The sequence below is a fragment of the Paenilisteria newyorkensis genome, assembly GCF_000766145.1.
GTDB classification, from domain to species: Bacteria; Bacillota; Bacilli; order Lactobacillales; family Listeriaceae; genus Listeria_A; species Listeria_A newyorkensis.
This window is the reverse complement of sequence record NZ_JNFB01000035.1, coordinates 221612-247737: the sequence shown is the minus strand read 5'-3', so window position 1 is coordinate 247737 and position 26126 is coordinate 221612. Positions and strand designations below refer to the sequence as shown.

Sequence of the window (26126 nt, the reverse complement as noted above, 5' to 3'; positions counted from 1 at the left end):
CACATCCTCATTTTTAATAGGCGCGTGCCTTGTTTTCGTAATCGGTAATCATGGATTCATGCTCCATCGTTTGGGCGATATCATCGAGGCCTTTGATAAATTTCTCTTTCCAGGTCGCATCGATATCAAAATCATACGTGCCTACCGAGCTAATCACTTGTTGCTTCGGCAAATCGACGGCTATTTCTTCGTTCGCCGGAATAGCCGCCAGTTTCACGCGTGCTTCTTTTGGCAAACTGATGGGCAAAATACCGTTTTTCGTGCAGTTCATATAAAAAATATCGCTGTAACCGCCGGCAATGATGACGCGGAATCGGTAGTCGAGTAGGGCCCAAGGAGCGTGTTCACGACTGGATCCACAGCCAAAATTCTCACCGGTGACAAGGATGGTAGCTTCTTGTCGGTCAGGAGCGTTCAGCGGAAACTCTGGGTTCAAGGAACGATCGGGAAGGTAGCGCCATTCGTCAAAGAGAAATTCGCCAAATCCAGTTCGTTCGATGCGTTTTAGAAATTGTTTCGGGATAATTTGATCGGTATCAATGTTATCGTTCATCAGGGCTACAGTTTTTCCTTTATGCAACACCATTGCTTCCATTTTGCCACACTCCTTTGCGAATATCGATAAAGCGACCGTGAATCGCTGCTGCTGCGGCCATTGCTGGGCTCACCAAATGTGTTCGTGCGCCTTTACCTTGACGTCCTTCAAAATTACGATTGGATGTCGAGGCACAATGAATGCCTTCTGGTACTTGGTCGGGGTTCATGCCGAGACACATCGAACAGCCGGGCTCGCGCCATTCAAAACCTGCATCGATGAAAACTTGGTCAAGACCGATGCGTTCTGCGGCAAGGCGAACTTGGCGGGAACCAGGAACGACCATCGCGCGGATGCCGGATGCGACTTGGTGGCCTTTTACGATTTGAGCAGCTTCTTCGAGGTCCGAAAGTCGTGAGTTGGTGCAAGATCCGATGAAGACGTAGCCAAGATCGATTTCGGAGGCTGATTGGCCAGGTTCAAGTCCCATGTATTGATAGGCACGCTCGTCGTCGATGCTTTCGATTGCTGGGAATGCTTCTGTGACTGGAACGCCCATGCCAGGATTGGTTCCCCAAGTGACATACGGTGCTAGATCGGAGACGTCAATTTCGATATCGCGGTCATAAGTCGCATCAGGATCACTTGGCAAAATCGCCCAATCCGCGATTGCTGCATCCCAATTTGTCGGTGCATATTCGCGCCCTTTAATATAGGCAAACGTTGTGGCATCTGGTGCCATCATGCCCATTTTGGCGCCGCCTTCGATGGACATGTTACAAATCGTCATGCGTTCCTCCATCGTCATATTCCGAACGGCTTCCCCGTAGTATTCGACGGCATATCCACTACCAAACGCGACGCCATACGTTGCGATCAGGTGCAGAATAACGTCTTTTGCATAAACACCTTTTGGAAGCGTCCCGTTAATTTTGACACCCATTGATTTAGGTTTTTGTTGCCAGATGGATTGCGTAGCAAGGACATGTTCCACTTCACTCGAGCCAATGCCAAAAGCCATCGCTCCGAAAGCGCCATGTGTTGCGGTATGCGAGTCACCACATACGATTGTTTTGCCAGGCTGTGTTAGCCCCGTTTCAGGTCCGACCATGTGCACGATTCCTTGACGTTCACTACCAACATCGGCAAGCGTGACGCCAAACTCTTCACAGTTTTTGCGAAGCGCATCGATTTGTTTTTTTGCAACGACGTCATGAATGTTGAAAATATCTTCGGTCGGGACGTTATGATCCATTGTAGCAAACGTGCGATCCGTGCGGCGAACTTGTCTTCCTTCCATTCGCAATCCTTCAAAAGCTTGAGGGGAGGTAACTTCATGCACCAAATGCAGGTCGATGTATAACAGTTGCGGTTCACCTTCTTTCCCAAATATGACGTGACGATCCCACAACTTATCGAACATTGTTTTAGCCATTGTTATTCTCCTCCTTTAACTCGTTTTTTAACTTCATTTGTAAAATCTGTGGTCGATGTATTCCCGCCAAGATCTTTGGTTAAAAATCCAGCTTCCATGGTATCAGCGGCCGCTTTGTCAAGATAATCCGCCGCTTCGAAAAGTTGGAAAGACTGGCGTAGCATCATTGACACGGATGAAATCATCGACATCGGGTTGGCAATATTTTGACCGGCGATATCTGGCGCGGAACCGTGAATCGGCTCGTATAATGATGGGCCGGATGCTGGATGACTCGCGGAAGGCAACATGCCAAGTGAACCGGTGATAACAGAGGCTTCATCGCTCAAAATGTCACCAAACATGTTTTCCGTCACGATAACATCAAAAGTGGTCGGGCGTTGGATAAGAATCATGGCCGCAGCATCGACATAAAGATGTTCTAGCGTGACTTCGGGATAGCGTTCAGCGACGCGTTCGACGACTTGACGCCATAGTTTACTGGACGCTAGCACGTTCGCTTTGTCCACCGAAGTCACCTTATTGCGACGCGTTTTTGCCAACTCAAAAGCTTGTACTGCGATGCGCTCGATTTCTGAGGCCGTATACGTTAATGTATCCACCGCGCTGTTTTCATCCCAATGCTTCGGTTCGCCGAAATAAATACCACCAGTGAGCTCGCGGACGACGATAAAATCGGTACCTTCTACAATTTCCTTTTTTAATGGAGAGAGGTGGGCAATCGTGGTTGGAACTTGGATAGGGCGGATATTTGCGAACAGGCCTAGTGCTTTACGCAAGGCAAGCAATCCTTGTTCTGGCCGATTCGGTGCATTGTCCCATTTTGGACCACCAATCGCGCCAAGCAAGATCGCGTCTGCTTTTTGACAAGCGGCAAGTGTTGTTTCTGGAAGTGGGTCGGATAAGGCGTCAATGCCGGCACCGCCAAATGGATGTGTTTCAATTTTAAAATCTAGTTGGAATTTCTCGGCGAGGGTTGCTAGAACTTCTAGACCGCTCGCCATGATTTCTGGTCCAATCCCGTCGCCAGGAAGGGCTGTAATGGAATAGGTCACTTGACTGGTACCTCCTCGTTTGTTTGTTGTTTTGCTTCGTTTGCTTTTGCGCTGGCGTGGAGGTAAGATTTGGCGGAGGCGGTGAGGACGTCATTGTCAATGCCAATCCCATGATACGTTGCGCCGTCTTTATCTTTGACGATAACATGAACCTCAGCTTGTGCATCGTGTCCCGCAGTAATCGCTTGAATACGATAATCTGTAAGCTCAACATCTTGCTCCATCAGGCGGTTAATCGTATTATAAATCGCCTCAATACTACCGGCGCCAGTCGCTGCATCTTCTAAAACAGAACCGTCTTCCGTATGAATGCGGACAATCGCACCTTGAACGCCACCCGTCACGTACTGTACTTGCAAGTGATTCAGCTCGTAATCATCTGCTTTTTCGGACGTTTGCCCAAGAATCAACGCGTGTAAATCGTCTTCGGTCACGTCTTTTTTCACATCTGCCAAATGTTTAAATCGTTTAAACGCGTCATTTTTCTCATCGTCGGTCATCGTATAGCCAAGTTCCTCCATACGTGTCACAAAAGCGTGGCGACCAGACAATTTTCCAAGTGGAAGTGAGTTTTTCTCGACACCAACCAAAGCAGGCGTGATAATCTCGTACGTCGTCGGTTCTTTCAAAACGCCATCTTGGTGAATACCAGATTCATGCGCGTAAGCATTACCACCGATAATCGCCTTATTACGCGGAACAGGCATACCAGAAAGGCGGCTGATCAAATCACTCGTTTTCTTCGTCTGATTCAAAATAATACCGGACTCTGATTTGTAGTAATCATTGCGAATATGAAGCGCCACAGCAACTTCTTCAAGCGCTGTATTCCCAGCACGTTCGCCAATACCGTTGATTGTTCCTTCCACACGTCGCGCCCCATTCTCAATGGCAGCAAGCGCGTTCGCAACCGACATCCCAAGATCATCATGACAATGCGTGGAGAAAATAACTTCATCAAAACGCGGAATATTTTCACGCAAGTAGCGGAAGAGGGCACCAAATTCCGTTGGGTTCGTAAAGCCAACCGTATCCGGAATATTAATCACCGTCGCCCCAGCATCGATCGCGGTTTGCACAGCTTCCACTAGAAAAGCAGGATCCGTACGCGTCGCATCTTCTGGTGAAAACTGAACGATTGGGAAAAGTTTTCGAGCATGCGCGACATGGTGTTTGATTGACGCCAACACCTGCGGCCTGCTCATGTTTAATTTATGCTTCATATGTACATCACTAGTAGCAAGAAAAACGTGTACTTGGGAACTCGCAGCACCGCGTAACGCCTCATAAGCGCGGTCGATATCACGTTCCACAGCACGAGCAAGCCCGCAAACCGTTGCATTCTTAATAATACTAGCAATCTCTTTCACCGAATGGAAATCACCGTCAGACGCAATCGGGAATCCCGCTTCAATCACATCAATCCCGTAAGTCTCAAGCTGACGCGCAATCTGAATTTTTTCCTGTTGATTAAAATTGACGCCCGGCGTTTGTTCACCATCACGTAGGGTCGTATCAAAAAATTGAATATAAGCCATAGTTTTCACCTCATTAGAAAAGGGGGCAGCGTTTCGATAAACACTTATCTTCGTCGTTAAAGTCTGCGCGCTAGTGCTCACGTACAAATCGTACATGCCGCTCCAGTGCCCGACTTTTCCTAGAATCTAAGTATCCGTTGAAACGCTGCAGGTTTTCTAAATCCCCAATTCTCTTCCTATTATTTTTGTGGTTTGACGAAAGGCATCATTTCGCGTAGAGATGCACCAACCGCTTCGATTTGGTGTCCTTTTTGTTCTGCGCGCAAACGATGGAATTCTTTGAAACCATTTTTATTATCATCAATAAATGCTTTGGCAAAGTTGCCGTTTTGGATGTCCGTCAAGACTTCTTTCATTGCTTTTTTCGTGTCGCTCGTTACAACGCGTGGGCCAGAAACGTAGTCGCCGTATTCCGCTGTATTTGAGATCGAATCACGCATTTTTTCCATGCCACCTTCATACATCAAGTCAACAATTAATTTCAACTCGTGTAATACTTCGAAATACGCAAGTTCCGGTTGGTATCCAGCTTCAACTAATGTCTCGAAACCAGCTTGTACTAAATGCGTGGTACCGCCACATAATACCGCTTGCTCACCGAACAAATCTGTTTCTGTTTCTTCTTTAAATGTCGTTTCGATAACACCGGCACGAGTTGCGCCAATGCCTTTAGCGTAAGATAATGCCATGTCTGTTGCTTTTCCAGTAGCATCTTGATAAACCGCGAATAATCCCGGAACCGCGCCACCTTCCACGAATGTACGACGAACTAAATGTCCTGGACCTTTTGGTGCTACTAAGAACACATCCACGTCAGCAGGTGGTTTAATTACGTCAAAATGAATGTTAAAACCATGCGCAAAAGCTAAGGCATTTCCAGCTTCTAAATTCGGCTTGATTTCAGCTTCATAAGTATCTCCTTGCGTTTCATCTGGTAAAAGGATCATCACGACGTCCGCCGCTTTCGTAGCATCTGCCACAGATAAAACCTCAAAACCGTCATTGCGAGCAGCTTCGGCTGATTTTCCTTCACGAATCCCAATAATGACATTGTTCCCGTTATCGCGTAAGTTTTGCGAATGCGCATGGCCTTGTGAACCGTAACCAATTACCGCAACTTTCTTACCTTCTAACGCGCTTTCTTGTACCGAATCTTCATAATAAACTTTTGTCATTTTCCTAACCTCCATAAATTATCTTTATATATTTCTCAGAAAAAAGGTTTTCTGGGATTCAAAATGATTATTTAGCGCTACGAGTAAAGCCAGTAACACCGGTGCGAGCCATTTGTTGTATGCCATATGGGCGAATGCTGTCAACAAATGCATTGACTTTTTCACTCGTTCCCGCGACTTGCACAACAACGCTCGTTTTACCAACATCGATAATCGTCGCACGAAACGGCTCAATAATCGAATTAAGTTCCGCTCGTGTCGTTGCAGGGGCGTTGACTTTAATTAAAGCCAGTTCCCGCTCCATATGTGGATCATCGGTAATATCACTCACTTTTAGCACATCGATTTGCTTGTTTAACTGTTTCGTCACCTGTTCAATTTCATAGAGCGAATCGACATGAACGACGATGGTAATGCGGGAAACATTCGGCGTTTCGGTCCAACCAACAGAGATACTATCAATGTTATATTGGCGACGCGAGATAACACCGGTAATCCGATTTAGCACACCACTTGAGTTATTAACAGTTGCTGTAATGATACGTCGCATTTATTCCACTCCTTCCATTTGATGATTCGCCTTGCCTGGTGGAATCATTGGTAGTACTAGCTCGTTCGGCGATACAACGCAGTCGATAACGATTGGGCCAGGATAGGCAAACGCTTCTTCCAAATCTGCGGCCAATGTTTCTGGATCCGTCAAACGAACACCTTTCACGCCATAAGCCTCCGCGAGTTTCACAAAATCAGGCTGACTCTGGAAAATGGAGTGGGAGAAGCGTTCATTGTGGAACTTTTCTTGCCACTGCCGCACCATGCCAAGCGATCCGTTATTAATAATGACCGTTTTCAAATTGATGTTGTAGTCATTCAAAATCGCGAGTTCTTGATTTGTCATCTGGAAACCACCATCACCGACAAAAGCAACGACCGTTTGTTCCGGATAGGCGAGCTGAGCACCGATAGCCGCTGGGAAACCGAAGCCCATCGTACCAAGTCCGCCACTCGTCATAATTTGGTGATCATGACGAAACGGATAAAATTGCGCGACCCACATTTGGTGCTGCCCAACATCGGTAGCAACAAGCGCTTTGCCTTCCGTAATCTCCCCGATAATCTCAATCACTTTTTGCGGTTTGATTTCCGCTTTTGAATCCCGATTATACGTGAAGGGATGGCGTTCTTTACGCGTCATATTTAGCTTGTACCAATGCGTTTTGTCCGCTTCCTCCGTTACAGTCATTTCCAGCAGTTGCGTCAACGTTTCTTTAATATCCGCAACAATCGGAATTTTCGTTGTTAAGACTTTGCCGATTTCCGCAGGGTCGATATCGATATGCGCAATCACCGCATGTTTCGCGAACTCTTGTGGCGAGCCAACCATGCGATCATCAAACCGCGAGCCAAAATTAATGAGCAAATCAGGATCCGTCAGCGCCATGTTTGCTGCGTAAGAACCGTGCATCCCGCCCATTCCGAGGAAGAGGGGATGATCTTGTGGAAAACTACCAAGTCCAAGTAGCGTGTTCACGACTGGAATTTGATAGCGTTCCGCAAAATCGAGTAGTTCCGCCGTCGCGCGCGAATGATTCACACCAGCGCCAGCTAAGATAACCGGTTTGCTAGAAACCGCTAAAGCTTGCATCAATTTTTCAAGTTGCATGCCATTTGGCTTCACGGTAGGCTGATAACCTGGCAAGTGAATTGTGTCATCGTTGACCTTATCGGTTGTTGCGATAGACATATCTTTCGGTAAATCAATCACGACGGGACCTTGACGACCCGTTGTGGCAATATGGAAAGCTTCTTTAATAATTTTCGGAATATCTTTCACATCGCGTACTTGGTAATTATATTTTGTAATCGGAATCGTTAAGCCAATCATGTCGGCTTCTTGGAACGCGTCTTTTCCGATACCAGGTGTGGCAACTTGGCCAGTGAAAACGACCATCGGGATTGAATCGCTCATCGCGTCCGCAATTCCCGTTAAAGCATTCGTTGCACCAGGTCCACTTGTAACGACGACAACGCCAGCTTTTCCGGTGACGCGAGCATAACCTTCCGCTGCGTGCACCGCGCCTTGTTCGTGACGCGTCAGAATATGCGGAATATCGCAATCATAAAACGCATCATATAGTGGTAACACAGCCCCACCAGGATAGCCAAAAATCATCTCTACATTCTGCGCATTCAGAGCATCAATTAAAAGCTCCGCACCGCTTTTTGTCGTCGTTTCCTTCTCTACTTTGATCATTTTCTTCACCTCTCCTTATCACTCTAAGAAATCATCCGGAAGTTGCAGTACGCCACCAGTGTGAGCTGATGTCACGAGTGCAGCATAGCGAGCCAGATAGCCTTTTTTAATTTTAGGAACAAATTTAGGAATCCCAGCGCGACGAGCCTCTAAAACTTCAGGCGCCACATCGACATTCAGCGTCCGATTCGGCAAGTCAATCACGATCGTATCGCCATCTTCAATCAAGGCAATCGGACCACCAGACGCCGCTTCAGGAGAAATGTGACCAATCGCGATGCCACGTGTTGCACCAGAGAAGCGACCGTCCGTGATTAGCGCCACATCTTTTCCAAGTCCGCGTCCCACGATAGAAGACGTCGGAGCAAGCATTTCCGGCATTCCCGGACCGCCACGAGGACCTTCATAGCGAATCACGACCACATGACCTTCGCGAACCGTATGATTATCAATCGCTTCAACAGCCGCGTCATGCGAATCGAAACAAATCGCTTTTCCGGTAAAGACGGATACCGATGGGTCCACGCCGCCGACTTTGATCGCCGAACCTTTTGGCGCGATATTTCCGAATAGGATGGAGAGACCGCCCGTTTTTGTATACGGATCTTCTTTTGGATGAATCACGTCCGTATTGTTAATTTTCGCATTTTCGACATTTTCACGAATCGTTTTACCAGTCACCGTAATCCGGTCGGGGTGAATCGCATTTCCAAGGTCGACAAGCTCCTTCATAATAGCAGGAACACCGCCAGCCTCGTGGACATCATGCATCGAATACGCAGAGGACGGCGCGATTTTGGAGAGGTAAGGGACACGACTTGCGATTTCATTGATGCGCTCCAAATCGTAATCAATTTCCGCTTCGTTCGCCAAAGCCAAAACGTGTAGCACTGTGTTTGTCGAGCCGCCCATCGCCATATCTAGCGCGAAAGCATCATCAATCGCATCACGCGTAATAATATCGCGAGGACGAATGTCTTTTTTCACAAGATCCATCAAGTGGAACGCCGATTCGCGGATCAACTCACGGCGCGCCTCCGATACAGCAAGCGTCGTTCCATTGAACGGAACCGCCATACCGAGCACTTCCATCAAGCAGTTCATCGAGTTCGCTGTAAACATCCCAGCACACGATCCACACGTCGGACAAGCATTTGCTTCCATATCTAAAAATTCTTCTTGGGACATGCTACCTTCTTTAAAAGCACCAACCGCTTCGAATACAGAAGAAAGCGTCAAGGCTTTACCTGTTGCAGAAAGCCCAGCCTTCATCGGACCACCAGAACAGAAGATTGCCGGCACGTTCGTACGCACAGAGGCAAGCAACATACCAGGCGTAATTTTGTCACAGTTCGGAATATACATAACCCCGTCAAACCAGTGGGCATTGATAACCGTTTCCGCCGCATCCGCGATAACCTCGCGACTCGGAAGGGAATAGCGCATCCCGATATGACCCATCGCAATCCCATCATCGACCCCAATCGTATTAAATTCGAACGGGATACCACCAGCTTCACGAATCGCTTCTTTCGCAATATCCGCGAGCTCACGCAAATGCACATGACCTGGAACGATATCGATGTAAGAGTTACAGATGGCGATAAATGGTTTATCCATATCACCTGGACTTTTGATTTGACCGGTTGCGTGCAGAAGACTCCGGGCTGGAGCTTGTTCGACACCTTTTTTGATTTTATCACTACGCATGAGCATATTCCCCGTTTCTTTATTATAATTGTTGGTCGAAGCTGAATTTTTAGAATATATCAACTAGCATGACCTTTTAAAGCGAAAAATGACATTGATAACGCATCTTGGCAACAAAAAAGCATCCCATTTTTGAGTAAAAAAATGGGATGCCTAGATAAGAATCCCATTTAATGATAAACAGGATCTAAACGACTGCTTGTTTTAAACAGTGTTCCAGACCCTTGCTAGAGTAATAAAATTGTAATGACGTCATTTCGGTTAGATGTTTTCATAAGTCATTAACTCCTCTAAATCAAATTTATCAACAATGAGATACTTCATTCGTATGTAGCCTATGTGAATTCAATAAATATCAATCAATGTAATATTATTATTAATTATAGCTTTTGACGGGGAAATGTCAACCGTTATTTGAAAATTTGTTGCTTTTGGATTTCATTGAAAAACTAGAATACATAGCTAAATCGGTTGGTAGATAATAATGTAAGCGTGTACAATGATAATGAAAAAAGTTTTCAAAAAATTAGTATGTGGTGATAATAACAGGTGACATTCTGCAAAAAGTTTGCGTAATGAGGTAGAATTTGATAATTTTAGAGAGAAGATATATTGAAACGGAAAGTCAGGTATGGACATGGGGAAATTAGAAACGGAACGGTTGCTGTTAGTAGAATACAGTTTGGAATGGATTGAAGCGACGATTGCTGGTGTGGACGAATTGGAGCGCGTATCAGGCTATGAGGTGTCCAGAGACTGGCCTGGCATCGATTTCTTTTTTTACCTACCATATGTATTGGAAAGCGTGAAAAAAGAACCAGAGATGACGAAATGGACGCATTTAATCGTGTTGAAAGAGGAGAACAAGGTCATCGGAGAAATTGGCGGACAAGGCAAGCCAGAAGAAACAGGGGAAATCGAGTTGGGATATAGCATTGTGCCAGCGTATCAAAATAATGGCTATGTGACAGAAGCGTTAGGGGGGCTGTTGGTATGGCTGAAACAACAACCAGAAATCAAGCGTATATTTGCTAGAAGCTTCGAGAGTAATCCGCATTCGATTCAAGTTTTGCGCAAGTCCGGATTTTTATATCAGCCGAAATATGATAAAACGGAGTCTCGCGGTAAGATTGTTTTGTGGGAATACCCAATGGATGAGGGGACATCATGATTATTATACCATCAGGAAAGCCAAAGATTTGGGACAAGCAGGAGGACGCGGGACCGGTGACGGCGAGCCAAGCGTATACCGGAAACTTTCATCGTTTATGCCGGACCTATGCTGAAAAATTTGATGGGGATTATCTGGTTTTATCGCCGAAGTATGGTTTTTTAACGCCTGATTCCGTTGTTTTAGGGACGTATGACGTGCGGTTTACTGCGCGAGGTGTGACCAAAGATACGATTTCGTTAGAGGAATTAAAGCAGCAATGGCAAGCACTCGGAATCGAGCAGGAGACAATGGTGATGCTTGGAGGAAAGAAATTCGAACCTTTGTTAGCGGCGATTACAGATGGGAAACAACAATTTTCATTCCCGCTTCACGGAACACGAGGAATTGGCGACATGCAAAAAAGGCTGCGCACAGCGATAAATACCGGCGAGCCTCTTACATTTAGCCAATCGTCGAAATAATAAGCAATGCGATACCGATGAGCAGGAACATCACGCCCATATCGGTATTTTTCCGTATGAAAAAATAAATTGTTTGTAAAAACACGAGAATGGCGAGTGCCAGTACAATCGTGTGGAGCATGTGAAACACTTCCTTACTCTTGAAAAATAGCCTTGATTTTGTCCAGCAGACTGACTTTTCCAGTGGTGTCTTCTGTAATAACCGGCGTTTCGTGGAGATGCGTATCTTCCCGGTTGATTTCGTGGTCTTCCGCAAGAACAAGGCCAATCGGTGTATCGTCGTCTTCGCGTGCCACAATCGAGAATGGCATCTTATGCTTTTCTGCCAACATGATGTAAGAACGCAATATTTCATAGGAAATGGAGCCGTTTAAGAGCAGTTTGGCCTTCGGGTGATCTTTCATTTCCTGTTCTAATTCTTTGGTACAATATTTTTGAAAAACTTCTTGTTTACTCATCTGGATTTCGACACGTTCTCGAAAGGTGCCGAGATACTTTTTGCGTTCGGCAGGATTAATTTCTTTTGCGCCATGGATACCGCGATCGATATAATCGTCAATGCTTTCTGGCATATTGATTCTCCTTTTACTGTGTATTCCTTTTAATTGTAACATGGATTTGTGAAAAAAGGAACAACATTGGGAGAGTGGATGAAGAGAGAAAAAAACTCCAGGTCTGTTTTACTTCACGGGTTGTGGAGGTAAAACAGACCTGGATCTTTTTCTGGATTTGCGTCACGTTTGGCACCTCCGGATCCAGCTTCAAGAGCCAGCCTCTCGGAAATTTCGTGGCCTCCGCAAAAGTCAAAAGAGGACTTTTACTGCGCCCCCTATGTTGTGGCACTTATGAGGCATCACTCGCCGATTTAGAGCCTCAATACGAGTGCGAACAGAGTGAGCATTCGTTCCATGTACTGCGTCATGTTTGGCGCCCCCGGATCCAGCTTCAGAAGCCAGACCCTCGAAATTTTCGTGCCCTCCTCAAAAACCAAGAGCGGGTTTTCACTGCGGCCCCTAACAAATTTTTTCGGGTCTAACGGGCTTCTTCAGCATTTCTCTATTCAAACCACTCAAATCCATCCTGTGACACCAATTTATCCGCTTCTTTGGGTCCCATTGTGCCGGATGTGTAGTTCGGGAAGTGTTCTTTTGAATTCGACCAGACTGCGGCTACTTTGTCGATGAAGTTCCATGATAGGGAGACTTCATCCCAATGTGAGAAGTATGTTGCGTCGCCGTTTAGACAGTCTTGAATTAATTTTTCATAGGCTTCTGGTGTGTTCATGCCGTCTGGTGAGGAGTGTGCGTAGTTCAGGTTGACTGGCATGGTCAGCATTCCTTGGCCGGGTTCTTTGACATTCATGTGTAGCGTGATACCTTCGTCTGGTTGAATATGTATCACCAGCACGTTTCCTCCAAGCGATTGGTCTGGACCGAAAAGGTTCATCGGTACGTTTTTGAATTGAATCGCAATTTGCGTTGTTTTCTTCGCAAGGCGTTTCCCGGTTCTAATATAAAACGGAACGCCGCTCCAGCGGAAATTATCAATCATGAGTTTCGCTGCGACAAATGTTTCGGTATTAGAATCGGAATCGACATTCTCTGCTTGACGGTAACCGAGCAGCTCTTTGCCGTCTACTGTTCCAGGACCGTATTGCCCGCGTACGAAATATTTGTACACATCGTCGCCTTCAATGACACGCAGAGAACGGAGCGCGCGCACTTTTTCATGGCGAATTTCTTGTGTGGTTAATTTAATCGGTGGCTCCATCGCAAGCAAGGATACGATTTGTAAAATATGATTTTGAACCATATCACGAAGCGCGCCACTTTCTTCATAATAACGCCCGCGATCTTCTACACCAAGCGTCTCACTCAATGTTACTTGGACGTTATCAATATAGCGATTATTCCAAAGCGATTCAATGATAGAATTCGCAAAACGAATCACGGAAATATTTTGTATCATTTCTTTGCCTAAGTAATGGTCGATGCGGTAAATCTCGTTTTCATCAAACGCTTGACGCAGTGACTCATTGAGTTCTTGGGCACTTGCTAAATCGCGACCAAATGGTTTTTCAATGATCAAACGGCTAAATCCAGCATTATCGACAAAACCTTCTGACTTTAATCGACTTGCGATAGTTCCAAAGAAATTTGGCGCCATAGCAAGGTAGAATAGGCGATTTCCTTGTAGTTCGTATTTTTTATCGAGTTCATCAGATAAATCTTTCAGCTCGACATACGATTCACGATTGGTTACATCGTGCGATTGGTAGTAGAAATGTGACGCGAATTCTTCTGGGTCGAAGCCTTCTTTTTCGATGCCTTTCAATGATTCTACGACTTTTTCACGGAAGAAATCATTGGTCCATGGACGACGAGCTGTACCGATCACTGCGAAATTTTCTTTCAAAAAGCCTTTCGTGAAGAGATGGTATAGCGAAGGGTAAAGTTTGCGATTTGCCAAATCTCCCGTACCGCCAAAAATAGTAATTAAAGCTACTTGTTCTTTCACTTCTGTCATACGTGCTTACCCTCTTTCTTTATTGTGTGGAACATACCTCAGATAAACCGGCGACAAGCGCTCGATTTGCGTAAAGCTGTCAATACAACTTACCTAGAAAAAATGAGCGAGATGTTTTAGCTTTTATTCTGAGAATGAGACAATTAAGATATAATCATAGTCGCCCTCATTATTCCTTACTATTTTAGCCGTTTGATTTCTAATGTGCAACTGATTGAACCGGAAAAGTCGGAAAAGCTTAGCGGTGGGAGTGCCATAAATGGGCTAAATATGGTATGATTAATAGCGGATTAGAGAAAGGATTGTGAGACAAAGATGGAATTGATTTTTCTCGGAACAGGAGCGGGTGTCCCTTCCAAAGGCCGTAACGTAACGGCAATTGCGCTCACGATGCTAAATGAACGAAATAGTATTTGGCTGTTTGATTGTGGGGAAGCAACGCAACATCAGATTTTACGAAGTTCGATTCGATTGAGTAAACTGGAAAAAATTTTTATTACGCATTTGCATGGGGATCATATTTTCGGCTTGCCAGGGCTTCTTAGCAGTCGTTCTTTTCAGGGCGGCGAAACGGAACTTACGATTTACGGACCTGTGGGGATTGCGAATTATATTCGGACGAGTTTAGCGGTGAGTGGCACGCATTTGAAATACCCGCTTGAAATTGTGGAAATTGATAGTGAAGTCGTGTTTGAAGATGCTGATTTTAAAGTTATTTGTCGCGAGTTGGATCACGGCATTTTGAGTTATGGCTACCGGATTGAGGAGGCTGATAAGGCGGGATCGCTTGATGCGGAAGGACTTTCGGCACTTGGTGTGAAGCCAGGACCGATTTTTAAGGAGCTGAAAGAAGGTAAGACGGTGACGCTTGAGAATGGCGAAGTAGTCGATGGAAGCCAGTTTATTGGACCCGCTAAAAAAGGACGGGTTATGGCTATTTTTGGCGACACACGGACGACGGCGAATGAGTTGGTACTCGCGGATCAGGCGGATGTCATCGTGCACGAAGCGACATTTGGTGCTGAAATGGGCGATATGGCTGGAGAGTACATGCATTCTACGACGATAGAAGCTGCCACGCTAGCTAAGAATGCGAATGCAAAACGGCTGATTATCACGCATATTAGTTCGCGTTATAGCCGGGAGGACAATCGCGAATTGGTCTCAGAATGCCAAGCGATTTTTCCTAATACGGAAATGGCGACCGATTTTGCGATATTTGAACTATAAAGGAGTTTGGAGAAGGATGAACGATTTTTTGAAGGGGAAAACGGTGATGATTACAGGTGCATCCAATGGGCTCGGAGCAGAGATGGCACGGCAAGTCGCGGCACAAGGCGCACACACGATTCTGACGGCTCGCCGCACGGAAAAATTGTCAGATTTAGCAACACAGATTCAAGCGGATTATGGTGTTGTTAGCGCTTACCACAAAATGGATATGACAGACTTTGAAGAGATAGAAGACGTGATGCAAAAAATCGGCGATACAAAAATCGATGTCCTAGTAAATTGCGCTGGATTTGGGATTTTTGAAGAAGCTGTAAAGACTGATTTTGCGACGGTGGAACGGATGTTTGATACCAATGTACTTGGTTTGATGCGCTTGACGCAACTCGCTTTACCAGACATGTTGGCGCGTAAGTCGGGGCATATTATCAACATCGCCTCCCAAGCTGGCAAAATCGCGACACCAAAATCATCCGCTTATTCCGCAACAAAATTCGCAGTTTTAGGCTATTCCAATGCTTTGCGAATGGAAACCAAGCCATCAGGTATCCACGTAACGACGGTGAACCCTGGGCCGATCGCAACTAGCTTTTTCGACATTGCCGACAAATCGGGCGACTATTTAGACAATGTAGGTTTCTTGGTTCTGAAGCCTGAAAAAGTAGCTGCAAAAATCGTGGCAATTATGGGGAAACCAAAGCGTGAAATAAATCTACCGTTTTTGATGAACCTTATTTCGCGAATGTACCAGGTCATGCCACGCGTCATCGAATTTTTCGGTAAAGGCGCATTTGAGAAAAAATAAAAAAGGGAGGCTACTTAAAACAGACTGTAGAAAAACTGCTTCACGTGATTTTCCGCAAAATATCAGCGTGTCGACAAACGCTCATTTTCGTCGTTAAAAGCTCTGTTCCAGTGCTCACATACCTTAGTATGCTCCGCGCTGGTACTCGCTTTTGCCTAGAAACTAAGCATTTGTCGACACGCTGTACTTAAAAAATAGTCTCTTTTTTGCTGTGTAATTTTTGTTCAAAATTTAACCGAATCCAGCTTGCATTATTTAAGAGGAGAGAGTATAATTAAGAGAGGAACAAACGTTCGTTTTTTGGAAGGTGATGAGTGAAGTGGATAAGACGCGTAAAATTATTCATATTGATATGGATGCTTTTTTTGCTTCGGTAGAGGAGCGAGACCATCCGGAATATCGTGGAAAGGCACTTATCATTGGTGGAGACCCAAATAAACGAGGTGTCGTCTCCACATGTTCATATGAAGCTAGGAAATTCGGTGTCCATTCTGCGATGCCGACAAAGCAAGCATATAAACTATGTCCACACGGCATCTTCATCCATGGAAATATGGAACATTACCGAGAAGTATCCGCACAAATCCGTGAAATATTTCATCGTTATACAGATTTAGTGGAGCCAATGTCTTTAGATGAGGCTTATTTAGACGTTACCGAAAACAAAAAAGGAATCAAATCCGCAATGAAGATAGCCCTGGAGATCCAACATGCGATCTATCACGAACTCGGTTTGACCGCATCAGCAGGCGTTTCATACAATAAATTCATCGCCAAAATTGCATCAGATTTTAAGAAGCCAGCAGGGATGACCGTCGTATTACCAGAGGAAGCAGAAGCCTTTTTAGAGAGTCTACCAGTTACGAAATTCCACGGTGTTGGGAAAGTCACAGCCGAGAAACTACATCGATTAGGTATCCATTCTGGCGCGGATTTAAAAGCATGGGAGGAGTGGGATTTAATTCGGGAGCTGAATAAACAAGGCTATCGCTTGTATCGAGCAGTGAGAGGCTTATCAGATTCTAAAGTAAACCCACATCGCGAGAGAAAGTCTGTTGGCCGAGAAACTACATTTGCTAACAATATTTTCGATGAACGAGAGATGCAAGAGATGTTGCTTTTATTCTCACAGAAAATAGAAAGTTCACTGGAACGCATTGGCAAGCACGGTAAGACAGTGGTTTTAAAGCTACGATACAGTGATTTTAGTACCATTACTAGGAGGTTATCATTAATGGAATATACACGAGATGCACGGGTTATTTATGATGCTGGGGCCAGTTTATTAAGCGATGTATATAGTGGAGAAGAGAGCGTTCGCTTAGTTGGCCTGACGGTAACGAACCTGAAACCGTTGCACTTTGAAAATTTGAAACTAGAAGGATTTTAAAGAAAAATCTTGTTTATTATGGCATATCATTGTTATACTTAAGTTCGATAATGATTGTTGGGAGTTGTTAGTTAATGAAAAGGGAGTCAGGGAGAATTAGACCAATCAGGCGGGAAGACATACAAGGAATGCATGTCTGGGAGCTTGATGAAGAAATTGCCATGGCAAGCGGTATTACGAAACCACGATCTTTAGAGGTTTTTCAAACGATGTATGAGAAATATTTTTTTAACGTCAACCAATCGTTACAACTATACAGTATTGTTTTAGATGGAAGAGTCATTGGGCGTGCCGAACTAGGCTTAATTGACCGAGAAAATGGCCAGGCAGCTTTTGGTATCGTTATTGGGGAACGATCAAGTTGGGGAAAAGGTTACGGAAAAGAAGCTATCTTAGAGTTGTTGGACGTGGCTTTCAATGCATTACATTTACATAAGGTTTATTGTGAAGTATATACATTTAACGAGCGATCATTAAATATGATGCACTCGCTAGGTTTCCATCAAGATGGGATATTACGGGAGCATGAATTTTTTCACGAGGCTTATCATGACTTAGCTGTTTTTAGTATGCTGGAGGCTGAATTCAGAACGGCTTTTGAAAAAAATAGCAAATAAGAAAGGTGCAGTTTCTGTGGATATGACCAACAGGTACTGCACCTTTCTTCGTAGATAAAGATTATTTCATTTCTAGTAAGCGATCTTTTAATTCTTGTTCCATAGTTACAAGTTCTTTTTCTGCAACGGCGCGTTTTGCACGGCCTTCTTGTTGAATCTTCAAGGTTTCTTGTAGCGTTTCGATGAGGCTTGATTGCGTTTCTTTTAGTGTTTCGATATCAACAATACCCCTTTCGTTTTCGCGCGCTGTTTCAATAGCATTTGTTTTTAGCATATCGGCATTGCGTTTTAGAAGCTCGTTTGTGGTTTCCGATACTTGGCGTTGCGCTTCTGCCGCTTGTTGTTGACGTAGTAAGGTAAGCGCGATGGCGACTTGGTTTTTCCATAATGGGATAGCTGTCATAATCGATGACTGAATCTTCTCAGCTAAAACCTGATTCGTGTTTTGAATAAGACGAATTTGTGGTGCTTGCTGAATAGTGATTTGACGGCTAAGTTTCAAGTCATGCACACGTTTTTCCAGGCGATCTGCGAATTGTGTGAGATCATTTACTTCTTGGAAATCCATTTGATCACCGGATTGTTCTGCTTTTTTGCGAAGTTCAGGAAGAAGCTTCGTATTGATTTCTTCTTGTTTTAATTCACCAGCTGCGATATAAATATTTAACGCCTGGAAGTAGTCTTTATTCTTATCGTAGAGTTGTTCTAAGAAGGAATTGTCTTCCATTAAACGTTTTTTGGCATGTTCTAATTTCAGGGCGATACGATCGATCTGTGTGCCCATTTTTTGATATTTGGATGTGATCTCGTTGATGGATTGTTTCACACGGGAGAACATTTTTGTGAAAACGTTCTTGTTGCGTGCGGCAAGTTCATCTGGATCGGCTTCTTGCAGGCGGAACATCAAGTCACTGATGATTTCGCCGATTGGACCAACGTCTTGCTTTTGAACTTGGTTGAGCATCGAGTGGGAGAAGTCATGTAGCTTTGCTTGTGCTGGTGCGCCGTATCCGAGGATAGCCGCTTGATTTCCAGGCTCGATTTGTTTGGCAAGTTCCACTGCTTGGCGACGGTTCGCTTCTGGAAGCATGTCAACCAAGCGGGGAGCTTTGTCTGTTTCGTTGTTCACGATTTCTTGTACGGTTTGTGAGCCGTTTGTGCCGAATGGATCGGCGAGTAAATCATCTAATGTCTTGTTGAAATTAGCATCGATAACCTCTGCTTTCGGTTGTTCATATGTTGGTGTTTCTGTTGTTTTTAATTCAGGTTCGTTTGGCTTTTGGTTCTCGGTCATTTGGGTGTTCTCCTTTCAAATTTCTTTTCCTGTTTGGAGATGGAATTCTTTGCAACTTCTAGCTCGAAATCAAGGCTCGATACGTCCTTGTTAAGCAGTGCAAAGAGGTCTTTCTCGATAACGCGACCTAAATCATTCAAAAGGGCACGAGTGTCAGAAAGTGTTTGGTAAATCTTCTTGTCCTTCACAGGTTGGCTGTTTAGGAAAGCGTATTTTTCTGTTAGCTCTACCAAAGAGTCCAAGTGGGAGAAAAAGAAATCCTCTGCATCATAAAAGCGTTTTGGTTCTTCTTTCACAATACCGTAGATGCGTTTTGTAAGTAAGAGTGTTTTGTCGCGTTCCTGGAATGTAAAAAGATTACGGTGAGCGGACGTGATTTTTTGGAGACGCAGTATTTTAGCTCGCGATTCTTCTAAGTTTGTGCGAATGTATTTGTATTCTTTTTTTGTAAGCCCAGTCTGTATGGCATGTGCTTTGTCTCCCGCTTTTGCAGAAAAGAAGAACAGGACGGCGGCCACGACAAGTGTTACGACACTAATAAGTAACCAGTTGTTCACAAAGATGTTTGCCAAGATGCCGAACAAAATGAGTGTTAAAACGATTGAGCCAGTGAAGGCCATAAATTTTTTGAAAACTACCATGTCTATCTTCTCCTTAGGCTTCCTTATTTTTTTAAGGATTAAGTATTTGTGAAAATTTTTTAGAAAATCATCTGAAAAGGCTAACCTGATTTGAGTATATCATACCATATTGGAGGAAAAGATGTTATCAGTCGTGCGATGTAAATTCCCCTCAGACTTGATTATGGTATAATGATAAAAAAGACTTAGAAATGGAGTGGTGGCATGGATTCGTTAGAGGAAAAAACGGTGAAGCGTGAGACGATTTTTGATGGGAAAATTATTAAATTAGTAGTGGATGATGTGGTGTTGCCAAACGGTGCAACGAGTAAGCGTGAAATCGTGAAGCACCCTGGTGCGGTGGCGGTTGTTGCGATTACGCCTGAAAACAAAATGGTGATGGTGGAACAATATCGGAAACCGCTCGAGAAGGCAATTGTCGAGATTCCTGCTGGTAAAATTGAACCAGATGAGGCTCCGGAATTGACGGCTGGGCGCGAGCTGGAGGAGGAAACGGGATACAAAACGGATGATTTGAAGCATCTTGTGTCTTTTTATACATCGCCTGGTTTCGCGGATGAGTTACTACATATTTATCTTGCGGGAGATTTGAAGAAGCAAGCAAACCCGCTTCAGGCAGATGAGGACGAGTTCGTGAATATTGTGGAAGTAAGTTTGGATGAGGCGTTACAATTAATAGAAGAAAAGGTTATTTGTGATGCTAAAACGGTATACGCTGTGCAATATTGGCAGTTGCTTGAGGCGACTAAATAATTCAGAGAGGAAGTAGATGAAGATGACTGCTGTTTTTCTGCATTTTACAGGAAATTGTCGTGAGGCTTTGGATTACTATGCGGGAATTTTTGAAGTCGAGCCAAAGGAGATAGTGACATATGGTGAGGCGCCGTCGAATCCGAATACTAGCGGAAATAAAGATGGGAACGCTGATAAAATTATGTACAGTGAAATCGATGTCAGGGGTTTGCGCGTGATGATGTCGGATATGCCGGACGGTATTCCAGCGACTCTAGGTGATAATGTTAGTATTGTTGTGGAAAGCGATGATTTGGAAGACTTAAAAGCGATTTTTGCCAAGTTTGAAAAAGGCAGTAAGATTTATATGCCACTTGAAGAAACGTTTTGGAGTAAGGGCTATGCCATGATTGCTGACAAATTTGGGACGCAGTGGCACTTTAGTTATCGTGATGTTTTGACGAAATAAGAAAATGGATTAGCGTATCGGATGGCTTTCTGGTGCGCTTTTTTTGATGTGGATGGTTATTGATTGACTAGGTGGTCAGGCGGGAGTATAATCGCATTGACTAGATGGTCAATTGTGAATTGGAGGGGTCAAAAATGAAAGCGATAGAGACGAATGAATTGACGAAGTTCTATCATAAGAAACGGGCGATTGAAGGTGTGAATTTGTCAGTGGAAGAGGGGGAATTGTTTGGGTTTATTGGGCCAAATGGTGCTGGTAAATCGACGACAATCAAGCTGTTGCTGAATTTCATTTATGCTTCGAAAGGCCATGCGACGATACTTGGCAAGGATATTGTGAAAAATTCGGCGGAAATTAAGAAGATGGTCGGGTATGTGCCGAGCGAGGTGCGTTATTATCCGCAAATGACGGCGAATGATATTATTGGATTCGCGGCGAAGTTTCATCATATTGATCAGGCGCAGACGCAGATGAAGCGTTATTATGAGATGTTTGATATTGATCCGCATAAGCGTTTTGGGGATATGTCACTTGGAAATAAAAAGAAGGTTGCGATTGTGGCCGGGCTTATTACGAAGCCGAAGTTGCTAATTTTAGATGAGCCTACGAATGGGTTGGATCCTTTGATGCAGCATCACTTATTTAAAGAGATGACGCGCCAAAATCAAGAGGACGGCATGACAATCTTTTTGTCGAGTCATAATTTGCGGGAGATTCAGGAGTATAGTACGCGAGCTGCTTTTATTCGTGAGGGTGAAATTGTAGCGCTGGAAAATATTGCGGATCAGGAAATGTCGGGGAAAGTGATTATTTTGAAAGGGGATCGGTTGCCGGTGACGGAGCTTGTCAATGCTGGCGCTAAAGTTGTGGAAACGACGGAAACGAGTGCGAGATTGACGTTTGATGGTAATGTGCAAGCGGTTTTGCCGATTCTTGCAGCGGAGGGAATTAAGGATTTGTCGATCACTAATCAAGAGTTGGAAGATAAATTCATGACGCTTTATGAAGGAGGGAAGGCAAAATGACTATTTTAAAGATTGAATGGAAAACGCATATTAAGAGTTTGCTCGTTTGGTCGGGGGTTGTGGCGCTAGTGCTCGGTATGTTCATGGCGTTCTTTCCTAGTATGCAGTCAAGCGGGATGCAAGAATTAGTGAACACGAAAATGAATGCTTTACCGAAAGAAATGATGAATGTTTTGCATATTAGTTCGATGGCGGATTTAACAAAAATTGATGCGTACTTTGCGTATGTGTTTCAGTATATTTTTATTGCAGCGTGTGTATATGCAGCTATGATTGGGGCGCAGGCGTTGGTGAAGGAAGAGACGGATGGGACGATTGAGTTTTTGTATGCGCAACCGATTACGCGTTCGGAGTTAGTAGCTTGGAAAATGGTCGGGAACGCGATTTCATTTATTGCTTTTTGGGCTATCACGTTTGTTGTTTCAACGGTATTGGTTGTTTTCTTGAAGCAGGACGGGGCGAATACGGGGGATTTGGTGCAGTCGCTGGTGCGGGTTTTCTCAAATGAGTTACTGGTGGCCTTGTTGTTTATGAGTGCTGGGTTCTGTTTTTCAGCGATTGTTCATTCGGCAAAACAGGCGACACCGGTGGCATTGGGCCTCGTTTTTCTGACTTATATTTTAGGGATTCTTGCTGGTTTGAACGATAAGGTGGACTTCTTTAAATATTTCTCGCCGATCAATTTTGCGATTCCGTCTGATATGATCAAAGCTTCGATGGAGAGTGTGAATGTGTGGATTAGCGTGATTTCGATAGTTGTGTTCGTCGTGCTGACTTTCGTATTGTACCGGAAAAAGGATTTGAGGGTGTGATGGAGGATAAACGGGATAAAATTTTGAAGGTCGCGGTGGAGGAATTCGCGGATCATGGGTATAAGGCGGCTAGTACGAATCGGATTTCAGAGGTTGCTGGTGTTTCGAAGGGGTTGATTTTCCATTATTTTGGCTCCAAAGAAAAATTGTATACCGCAGCGGTGACGTATTCGGTGGATTTAGCGATGCAGGAAGTACCGATTGGGGAGATGCCGACGGAGAACTTTATGGAAGGTGCGATTTGGTCGACGAAGCAGAAGTTGCATTTTAGCAAGAATTATCCGGCTGCGTTTAAGTTGATTATGCAGTCTTACGCGAATCCTCCGGCGGCGCTTGCGGAGCGGTTACATGCTTATTATACGGAGATGTTGCAAATGCAAGATGTGTATATGAATCAGATTTTTGAGCGGGTGACATTGCGTGCGGATGTTGTTTTGGAGGATGCCCATGATGTGATTCGTGCTTTGTTCGATTATACAATTAAAATAGCGACGGATTATATTAGGGAAAACCCGAATGCGACGATGCAGGAAATGCAACCGCTTGTGGATAAATTTATGCATATGATGGCTATTGTGGAGCGTGGCATGATTCAAAAAACATGAATAAATGGGAAAACAAGCCTAGATTTTGTGATTTAGGTTTGTTTTTTTGTAAATTGGAAAATTTTTCAGTTGTTTCGCTTGCTTTTTTATGATACAACATAATTGTAATGCAAATGTAGTTACTACACAGGAGAAGGGGAAAGATGATGGACGATATAGCTGTTGTGACAAAAGAACAGATTATTGCCGAATTACAACAATTGGCGCAGGAACAGGGGCGTGTGCCGAGGCGTAGCATGTACAATCATTTTGAAAAAGCACGACAATTATTTGGTTCATGGCCGGATGCATTAAAAGCAGCGGGTTTGGAGAATGAGCCGAAACGTTTTTACAAGGAGGATTATTTGATTGCAGAGGTTAAGCGAATTTCGCAGGAGTTGGGACGTCCGCCGATTAGTGGACCGCATGAGTTCCCGCTTTATATGTCTGTGATGGAGTATTATGATTCTTGGGAAGCCTTTCTTGAGCGAGCTGGTTTGACGAAGTTTGCGGGGGAAGAGGAAGGTAAAGAAGTGAAGGAAAAATTGATTCGCGACATTTTGGAAATGGAACGAATTATGCGGAGATTTCCGACGATGAGCGAATTCGAGGATTACCGATTGGTGCGTTATTATTTTGGTAGTTGGAAGAATTTCAAGGTGGCTTGTGAGGAGAAGAAGCAAGGCGTTTCTTGAAAATAGATAAAGTAAGGCCAGCATCCTATACGCTCAGATGCTGGCTTTTTGGTATGTTAAACTTCGGTAAAGCTTTCGTGATGTGTGCTGACCATGGCGACTTCTTCGGCAGCTGGATCTAGAAAGTTTTTAGCGCTGTTGATGGCGATAGGGCCTTCGTGTAAGCCAGCCGCGATGATGCGCATTTTGCGTGGGTAGGTGCAGATATCACCACATGCATAAATGCCGGGGACGCTCGTTTCCATTTGTTGATTGACTAGGATGCCGTATTCGGATGTGTCGAATCCCCAGTCGAGCATGGAGCCGAGATTTACTTTTACACCGTGGTTCACAATGATGGCATCGGTGTCAATTTTTGTTGTATTGCCGTTTTTATTACAGTGAATCACGCAGTTTTTGAGATGGGTTGAATCGCCTTGTAGCGCTGTTATTTCGTGGTTGACATGGACGCAAATAGAGGAATCATGCATTTCTTTGACGCGTTCTTCGTGTCCTTTAAAATTCTCGCCGCGATAGACGAGATGGACTTCTTTTGCGATGGGTTCTAGCGCCTGTGCCCAGTCAATAGCGGCATTGCCTCCACCTGAAACAACGACGGTTTTATGTTGGAAACTGGCTAGGTTTTTGATGTCATAGAAGAGGCTGCTGGCAAATGTTTCGCTACCGGATACTTCTAAAGGGTGGACTTCATACGTGCCACTTCCTGCTGCGATAATGACGGTTTTGCTGTGATGCTTGTTGCCATTTTCTGCGGTTAGTTGGAAGGTGCCGTCTGCTAGTCGATTGAGTTCTGTGATACGCTCGCCGCACACGATGGTAGGCTGGAACGTTTTTGCTTGGTCATGTAAGTTTTTCACAAGTTGTTGTCCTTCGATGGCTGGAATACCGCCGATGTCTCGGATGATTTTTTCTGGGAAGAAGTAGCGAATCTTACCGCCAACTGCTGGCTCGGCGTCGATGATTTTCGTTTTTAGGGAACGCAAACCGCTATAAAAAGTTGTGAACAAGCCAACTGGTCCTGCTCCGATAATCGTTACGTCATACAAGTTTGACAACGACTTCACCTGCTAACTTGGTTGCGACTTGTCTAATTTCACAGGCTTGACACGTTTCGTATGGTAAACATAGTGGAACGCCAGTACGTGGGTCGAGCATAATATCGGCCTTAATGCCAAAAACGTCTTCTAGTGTTTGCTCGGTCATCACGTCGACTGGTGAGCCTTCGGAAATGACTTGGCCAGAGCGAATAGCAATCATATGATCAGCGAAGCGCGAGGCGTGATTTAAATCATGAACGACCATGACAATCGTGCGGTTTTCTTGCAGATTTAACTGTTTTAACAACATCAAGACTTCCAGCTGGTGAGTCATATCAAGAAATGTCGTTGGTTCATCTAAGAATAAAATATCGGTTTCTTGTGCTAGCGCCATCGCAATCCAAGCGCGTTGTCGTTGTCCGCCAGATAAACTATCAATGGGGCGGTCAGCGAAATCGTTTAGACTCGTCACACGAAGAGCCCATTGGATCATGTCGCGATCCTTGACAGACATCGATTTAAAACCGCTTTGATGAGGAGATCTGCCGTAGGAAACGAGTTCGGTCACGGTCAGACCATCAGGCGCCGTTGGGTTTTGTGGCAGAATCGCTAGTTGTTTCGCGATTTCTTTTGTGGATTGGCGGTGAATTGCTTTTCCATCTAAGAAAACGTTGCCTTTAGAAGGTTTCATCAGGCGGGACATTGTTTTTAGAATGGTAGATTTACCCGAGCCGTTAGCGCCAACTAGTGCCGTAATCTTGCCTTTGGGTATTTCGATATTTAAAGCGTCTACGATAACACGCTTGTCGTAGGCGATTTGTAAGCCGTCTGTCTTTAAATTGTTCATTTATACATCGCTCCTTAGTTTCGCGATTGATAATCATTCTCATGACTAGTATAGAATCTTTTGGAGAAAGTTGCAATAGCTAAGC

27 protein-coding genes are annotated in these 26126 nt (G+C 44.5%); 12 read left to right on the top strand and 15 right to left on the bottom strand.

Annotated features, from left to right (window positions below; translation table 11 throughout):
• Nucleotides 1–13 precede the first annotated feature (13 nt).
• The 8 genes from leuD to ilvD form a co-directional block, all read right to left on the bottom strand.
• Nucleotides 14–595 (bottom strand): 3-isopropylmalate dehydratase small subunit, encoded by a 582-nt coding sequence (leuD, locus tag EP58_RS11900; RefSeq protein ID WP_036093684.1) that lies wholly within the window; start codon nucleotides 593–595, stop codon nucleotides 14–16.
• Nucleotides 573–1970, bottom strand: coding sequence for a 3-isopropylmalate dehydratase large subunit (leuC, locus tag EP58_RS11895; protein WP_036093682.1), 1398 nt, complete (start codon nucleotides 1968–1970; stop codon nucleotides 573–575). Before leuC ends, leuD begins: the two co-directional genes overlap by 23 nt.
• 2 nt (nucleotides 1971–1972) lie before the next feature.
• Nucleotides 1973–3025: a 3-isopropylmalate dehydrogenase gene (gene leuB / locus EP58_RS11890; RefSeq protein ID WP_036093680.1), complete on the bottom strand. Its 1053-nt coding sequence runs from the start codon at nucleotides 3023–3025 to the stop codon at nucleotides 1973–1975.
• Nucleotides 3022–4563, bottom strand: a complete 1542-nt coding sequence (locus EP58_RS11885) for a 2-isopropylmalate synthase (RefSeq protein WP_036093679.1) — start codon at nucleotides 4561–4563, stop codon at nucleotides 3022–3024. The genes leuB and EP58_RS11885 overlap by 4 nt, the downstream gene beginning before the upstream one ends.
• A gap of 179 nt (nucleotides 4564–4742) precedes the next feature.
• Nucleotides 4743–5738, bottom strand: a complete 996-nt coding sequence (gene ilvC / locus EP58_RS11880; protein WP_036093677.1) for a ketol-acid reductoisomerase — start codon at nucleotides 5736–5738, stop codon at nucleotides 4743–4745.
• A gap of 67 nt (nucleotides 5739–5805) precedes the next feature.
• Nucleotides 5806–6288 (bottom strand): acetolactate synthase small subunit, encoded by a 483-nt coding sequence (gene ilvN, locus EP58_RS11875; protein WP_036080183.1) that lies wholly within the window; start codon nucleotides 6286–6288, stop codon nucleotides 5806–5808.
• Nucleotides 6289–7992, bottom strand: coding sequence for a biosynthetic-type acetolactate synthase large subunit (gene ilvB, locus EP58_RS11870; RefSeq protein ID WP_036093675.1), 1704 nt, complete (start codon nucleotides 7990–7992; stop codon nucleotides 6289–6291). It abuts the gene before it with no gap.
• Nucleotides 7993–8010: 18 nt separating this feature from the next.
• Nucleotides 8011–9702 (bottom strand): dihydroxy-acid dehydratase, encoded by a 1692-nt coding sequence (gene ilvD / locus EP58_RS11865; protein WP_036093768.1) that lies wholly within the window; start codon nucleotides 9700–9702, stop codon nucleotides 8011–8013.
• 637 nt (nucleotides 9703–10339) lie between these two features.
• Between ilvD and EP58_RS11860 the strand changes: the two genes are divergently transcribed.
• Together EP58_RS11860 and EP58_RS11855 are read left to right on the top strand one after the other, a co-directional pair.
• Nucleotides 10340–10873, top strand: coding sequence for a GNAT family N-acetyltransferase (locus EP58_RS11860; protein ID WP_036093767.1), 534 nt, complete (start codon nucleotides 10340–10342; stop codon nucleotides 10871–10873).
• Nucleotides 10870–11337, top strand: a complete 468-nt coding sequence (locus tag EP58_RS11855) for a DUF6884 domain-containing protein (protein WP_036093674.1) — start codon at nucleotides 10870–10872, stop codon at nucleotides 11335–11337. Before EP58_RS11860 ends, EP58_RS11855 begins: the two co-directional genes overlap by 4 nt.
• On the opposite strand, the gene EP58_RS17365 is transcribed toward EP58_RS11855, so the two are convergent.
• The 3 genes from EP58_RS17365 to zwf all read right to left on the bottom strand — a co-directional run bounded on the left by EP58_RS17365 (nucleotide 11318) and on the right by zwf (nucleotide 13863).
• A complete protein-coding gene (locus EP58_RS17365) occupies nucleotides 11318–11458 on the bottom strand; it encodes a hypothetical protein (protein WP_103034920.1) in 141 nt (46 codons plus the stop codon). The genes EP58_RS11855 and EP58_RS17365 overlap by 20 nt on opposite strands.
• 13 nt (nucleotides 11459–11471) lie before the next feature.
• Nucleotides 11472–11909, bottom strand: coding sequence for a YueI family protein (locus EP58_RS11850; RefSeq protein WP_036093672.1), 438 nt, complete (start codon nucleotides 11907–11909; stop codon nucleotides 11472–11474).
• A 484-nt stretch (nucleotides 11910–12393) separates the two neighbouring features.
• Nucleotides 12394–13863, bottom strand: coding sequence for a glucose-6-phosphate dehydrogenase (gene zwf, locus EP58_RS11840; RefSeq protein WP_036093667.1), 1470 nt, complete (start codon nucleotides 13861–13863; stop codon nucleotides 12394–12396).
• A gap of 315 nt (nucleotides 13864–14178) precedes the next feature.
• Between zwf and rnz the strand changes: the two genes are divergently transcribed.
• From rnz to EP58_RS11820, 4 genes are all read left to right on the top strand, one after another.
• Nucleotides 14179–15093 carry a ribonuclease Z gene (rnz, locus tag EP58_RS11835; protein ID WP_036093665.1) on the top strand — a complete coding sequence of 305 codons (915 nt, stop codon included), beginning with the start codon at nucleotides 14179–14181 and terminating at the stop codon, nucleotides 15091–15093.
• A gap of 16 nt (nucleotides 15094–15109) precedes the next feature.
• On the top strand, nucleotides 15110–15898 hold the full coding sequence (locus EP58_RS11830) for an SDR family NAD(P)-dependent oxidoreductase (RefSeq protein ID WP_036093664.1): 789 nt from the start codon (nucleotides 15110–15112) through the stop codon (nucleotides 15896–15898).
• 319 nt (nucleotides 15899–16217) lie between these two features.
• Nucleotides 16218–17288: a DNA polymerase IV gene (dinB, locus tag EP58_RS11825; protein ID WP_036093766.1), complete on the top strand. Its 1071-nt coding sequence runs from the start codon at nucleotides 16218–16220 to the stop codon at nucleotides 17286–17288.
• A 74-nt stretch (nucleotides 17289–17362) separates the two neighbouring features.
• Nucleotides 17363–17905, top strand: a complete 543-nt coding sequence (locus tag EP58_RS11820; protein ID WP_077917909.1) for a GNAT family N-acetyltransferase — start codon at nucleotides 17363–17365, stop codon at nucleotides 17903–17905.
• A gap of 61 nt (nucleotides 17906–17966) precedes the next feature.
• On the opposite strand, the gene EP58_RS11815 is transcribed toward EP58_RS11820, so the two are convergent.
• A complete protein-coding gene (locus EP58_RS11815) occupies nucleotides 17967–19199 on the bottom strand; it encodes a toxic anion resistance protein (protein ID WP_036093661.1) in 1233 nt (410 codons plus the stop codon).
• Nucleotides 19196–19840 carry a 5-bromo-4-chloroindolyl phosphate hydrolysis family protein gene (locus EP58_RS11810; RefSeq protein WP_036093658.1) on the bottom strand — a complete coding sequence of 215 codons (645 nt, stop codon included), beginning with the start codon at nucleotides 19838–19840 and terminating at the stop codon, nucleotides 19196–19198. Before EP58_RS11810 ends, EP58_RS11815 begins: the two co-directional genes overlap by 4 nt.
• A gap of 204 nt (nucleotides 19841–20044) precedes the next feature.
• On the opposite strand from EP58_RS11810, the gene EP58_RS11805 reads away from it, so the two are divergent.
• The 6 genes from EP58_RS11805 (at nucleotide 20045) to EP58_RS11780 (ending at nucleotide 24157) form a co-directional block, all read left to right on the top strand.
• Nucleotides 20045–20593, top strand: coding sequence for an NUDIX hydrolase (locus EP58_RS11805; RefSeq protein ID WP_036093655.1), 549 nt, complete (start codon nucleotides 20045–20047; stop codon nucleotides 20591–20593).
• 16 nt (nucleotides 20594–20609) lie between these two features.
• Complete coding sequence (locus EP58_RS11800) at nucleotides 20610–21041, top strand: VOC family protein (RefSeq protein ID WP_052171447.1); 432 nt, start codon at nucleotides 20610–20612, stop codon at nucleotides 21039–21041.
• Nucleotides 21042–21175: 134 nt separating this feature from the next.
• Nucleotides 21176–22066, top strand: a complete 891-nt coding sequence (locus tag EP58_RS11795; RefSeq protein WP_036093652.1) for an ABC transporter ATP-binding protein — start codon at nucleotides 21176–21178, stop codon at nucleotides 22064–22066.
• On the top strand, nucleotides 22063–22878 hold the full coding sequence (locus EP58_RS11790; RefSeq protein WP_036093649.1) for an ABC transporter permease: 816 nt from the start codon (nucleotides 22063–22065) through the stop codon (nucleotides 22876–22878). Before EP58_RS11795 ends, EP58_RS11790 begins: the two co-directional genes overlap by 4 nt.
• Nucleotides 22878–23483 (top strand): TetR/AcrR family transcriptional regulator, encoded by a 606-nt coding sequence (locus EP58_RS11785; RefSeq protein ID WP_036093646.1) that lies wholly within the window; start codon nucleotides 22878–22880, stop codon nucleotides 23481–23483. Before EP58_RS11790 ends, EP58_RS11785 begins: the two co-directional genes overlap by 1 nt.
• A 143-nt stretch (nucleotides 23484–23626) precedes the next feature.
• Nucleotides 23627–24157 carry a homing endonuclease associated repeat-containing protein gene (locus EP58_RS11780; RefSeq protein WP_036093643.1) on the top strand — a complete coding sequence of 177 codons (531 nt, stop codon included), beginning with the start codon at nucleotides 23627–23629 and terminating at the stop codon, nucleotides 24155–24157.
• Nucleotides 24158–24213: 56 nt separating this feature from the next.
• Here EP58_RS11780 and EP58_RS11775 read toward each other — a convergent pair whose 3' ends face one another.
• Together EP58_RS11775 and EP58_RS11770 are read right to left on the bottom strand one after the other, a co-directional pair.
• Nucleotides 24214–25212, bottom strand: a complete 999-nt coding sequence (locus EP58_RS11775) for an NAD(P)/FAD-dependent oxidoreductase (RefSeq protein ID WP_036093640.1) — start codon at nucleotides 25210–25212, stop codon at nucleotides 24214–24216.
• Nucleotides 25196–26041 carry an ABC transporter ATP-binding protein gene (locus tag EP58_RS11770; protein WP_036093637.1) on the bottom strand — a complete coding sequence of 282 codons (846 nt, stop codon included), beginning with the start codon at nucleotides 26039–26041 and terminating at the stop codon, nucleotides 25196–25198. The genes EP58_RS11775 and EP58_RS11770 overlap by 17 nt, the downstream gene beginning before the upstream one ends.
• Nucleotides 26042–26126: the final 85 nt, after the last annotated feature.

Excerpts from the sequence above, each read along its gene's own strand:
- leuD (WP_036093684.1), bottom strand. The coding sequence starts at position 595 with ATGGAAGCAATGGTGTTGCATAAAGGAAAAACTGTAGCCCTGATGAAC.
- leuC (WP_036093682.1), bottom strand. The coding sequence starts at position 1,970 with ATGGCTAAAACAATGTTCGATAAGTTGTGGGATCGTCACGTCATATTT.
- EP58_RS11885 (WP_036093679.1), bottom strand. The coding sequence starts at position 4,563 with ATGGCTTATATTCAATTTTTTGATACGACCCTACGTGATGGTGAACAA.
- ilvC (WP_036093677.1), bottom strand. The coding sequence starts at position 5,738 with ATGACAAAAGTTTATTATGAAGATTCGGTACAAGAAAGCGCGTTAGAA.
- ilvN (WP_036080183.1), bottom strand. The coding sequence starts at position 6,288 with ATGCGACGTATCATTACAGCAACTGTTAATAACTCAAGTGGTGTGCTA.
- ilvB (WP_036093675.1), bottom strand. The coding sequence starts at position 7,992 with ATGATCAAAGTAGAGAAGGAAACGACGACAAAAAGCGGTGCGGAGCTT.
- ilvD (WP_036093768.1), bottom strand. The coding sequence starts at position 9,702 with ATGCGTAGTGATAAAATCAAAAAAGGTGTCGAACAAGCTCCAGCCCGG.
- EP58_RS11860 (WP_036093767.1), top strand. The coding sequence starts at position 10,340 with ATGGGGAAATTAGAAACGGAACGGTTGCTGTTAGTAGAATACAGTTTG.
- EP58_RS11855 (WP_036093674.1), top strand. The coding sequence starts at position 10,870 with ATGATTATTATACCATCAGGAAAGCCAAAGATTTGGGACAAGCAGGAG.
- EP58_RS17365 (WP_103034920.1), bottom strand. The coding sequence starts at position 11,458 with ATGCTCCACACGATTGTACTGGCACTCGCCATTCTCGTGTTTTTACAA.
- EP58_RS11850 (WP_036093672.1), bottom strand. The coding sequence starts at position 11,909 with ATGCCAGAAAGCATTGACGATTATATCGATCGCGGTATCCATGGCGCA.
- zwf (WP_036093667.1), bottom strand. The coding sequence starts at position 13,863 with ATGACAGAAGTGAAAGAACAAGTAGCTTTAATTACTATTTTTGGCGGT.
- rnz (WP_036093665.1), top strand. The coding sequence starts at position 14,179 with ATGGAATTGATTTTTCTCGGAACAGGAGCGGGTGTCCCTTCCAAAGGC.
- EP58_RS11830 (WP_036093664.1), top strand. The coding sequence starts at position 15,110 with ATGAACGATTTTTTGAAGGGGAAAACGGTGATGATTACAGGTGCATCC.
- EP58_RS11820 (WP_077917909.1), top strand. The coding sequence starts at position 17,363 with ATGAAAAGGGAGTCAGGGAGAATTAGACCAATCAGGCGGGAAGACATA.
- EP58_RS11815 (WP_036093661.1), bottom strand. The coding sequence starts at position 19,199 with ATGACCGAGAACCAAAAGCCAAACGAACCTGAATTAAAAACAACAGAA.
- EP58_RS11810 (WP_036093658.1), bottom strand. The coding sequence starts at position 19,840 with ATGGTAGTTTTCAAAAAATTTATGGCCTTCACTGGCTCAATCGTTTTA.
- EP58_RS11805 (WP_036093655.1), top strand. The coding sequence starts at position 20,045 with ATGGATTCGTTAGAGGAAAAAACGGTGAAGCGTGAGACGATTTTTGAT.
- EP58_RS11800 (WP_052171447.1), top strand. The coding sequence starts at position 20,610 with ATGAAGATGACTGCTGTTTTTCTGCATTTTACAGGAAATTGTCGTGAG.
- EP58_RS11795 (WP_036093652.1), top strand. The coding sequence starts at position 21,176 with ATGAAAGCGATAGAGACGAATGAATTGACGAAGTTCTATCATAAGAAA.
- EP58_RS11790 (WP_036093649.1), top strand. The coding sequence starts at position 22,063 with ATGACTATTTTAAAGATTGAATGGAAAACGCATATTAAGAGTTTGCTC.
- EP58_RS11785 (WP_036093646.1), top strand. The coding sequence starts at position 22,878 with ATGGAGGATAAACGGGATAAAATTTTGAAGGTCGCGGTGGAGGAATTC.
- EP58_RS11780 (WP_036093643.1), top strand. The coding sequence starts at position 23,627 with ATGATGGACGATATAGCTGTTGTGACAAAAGAACAGATTATTGCCGAA.
- EP58_RS11770 (WP_036093637.1), bottom strand. The coding sequence starts at position 26,041 with ATGAACAATTTAAAGACAGACGGCTTACAAATCGCCTACGACAAGCGT.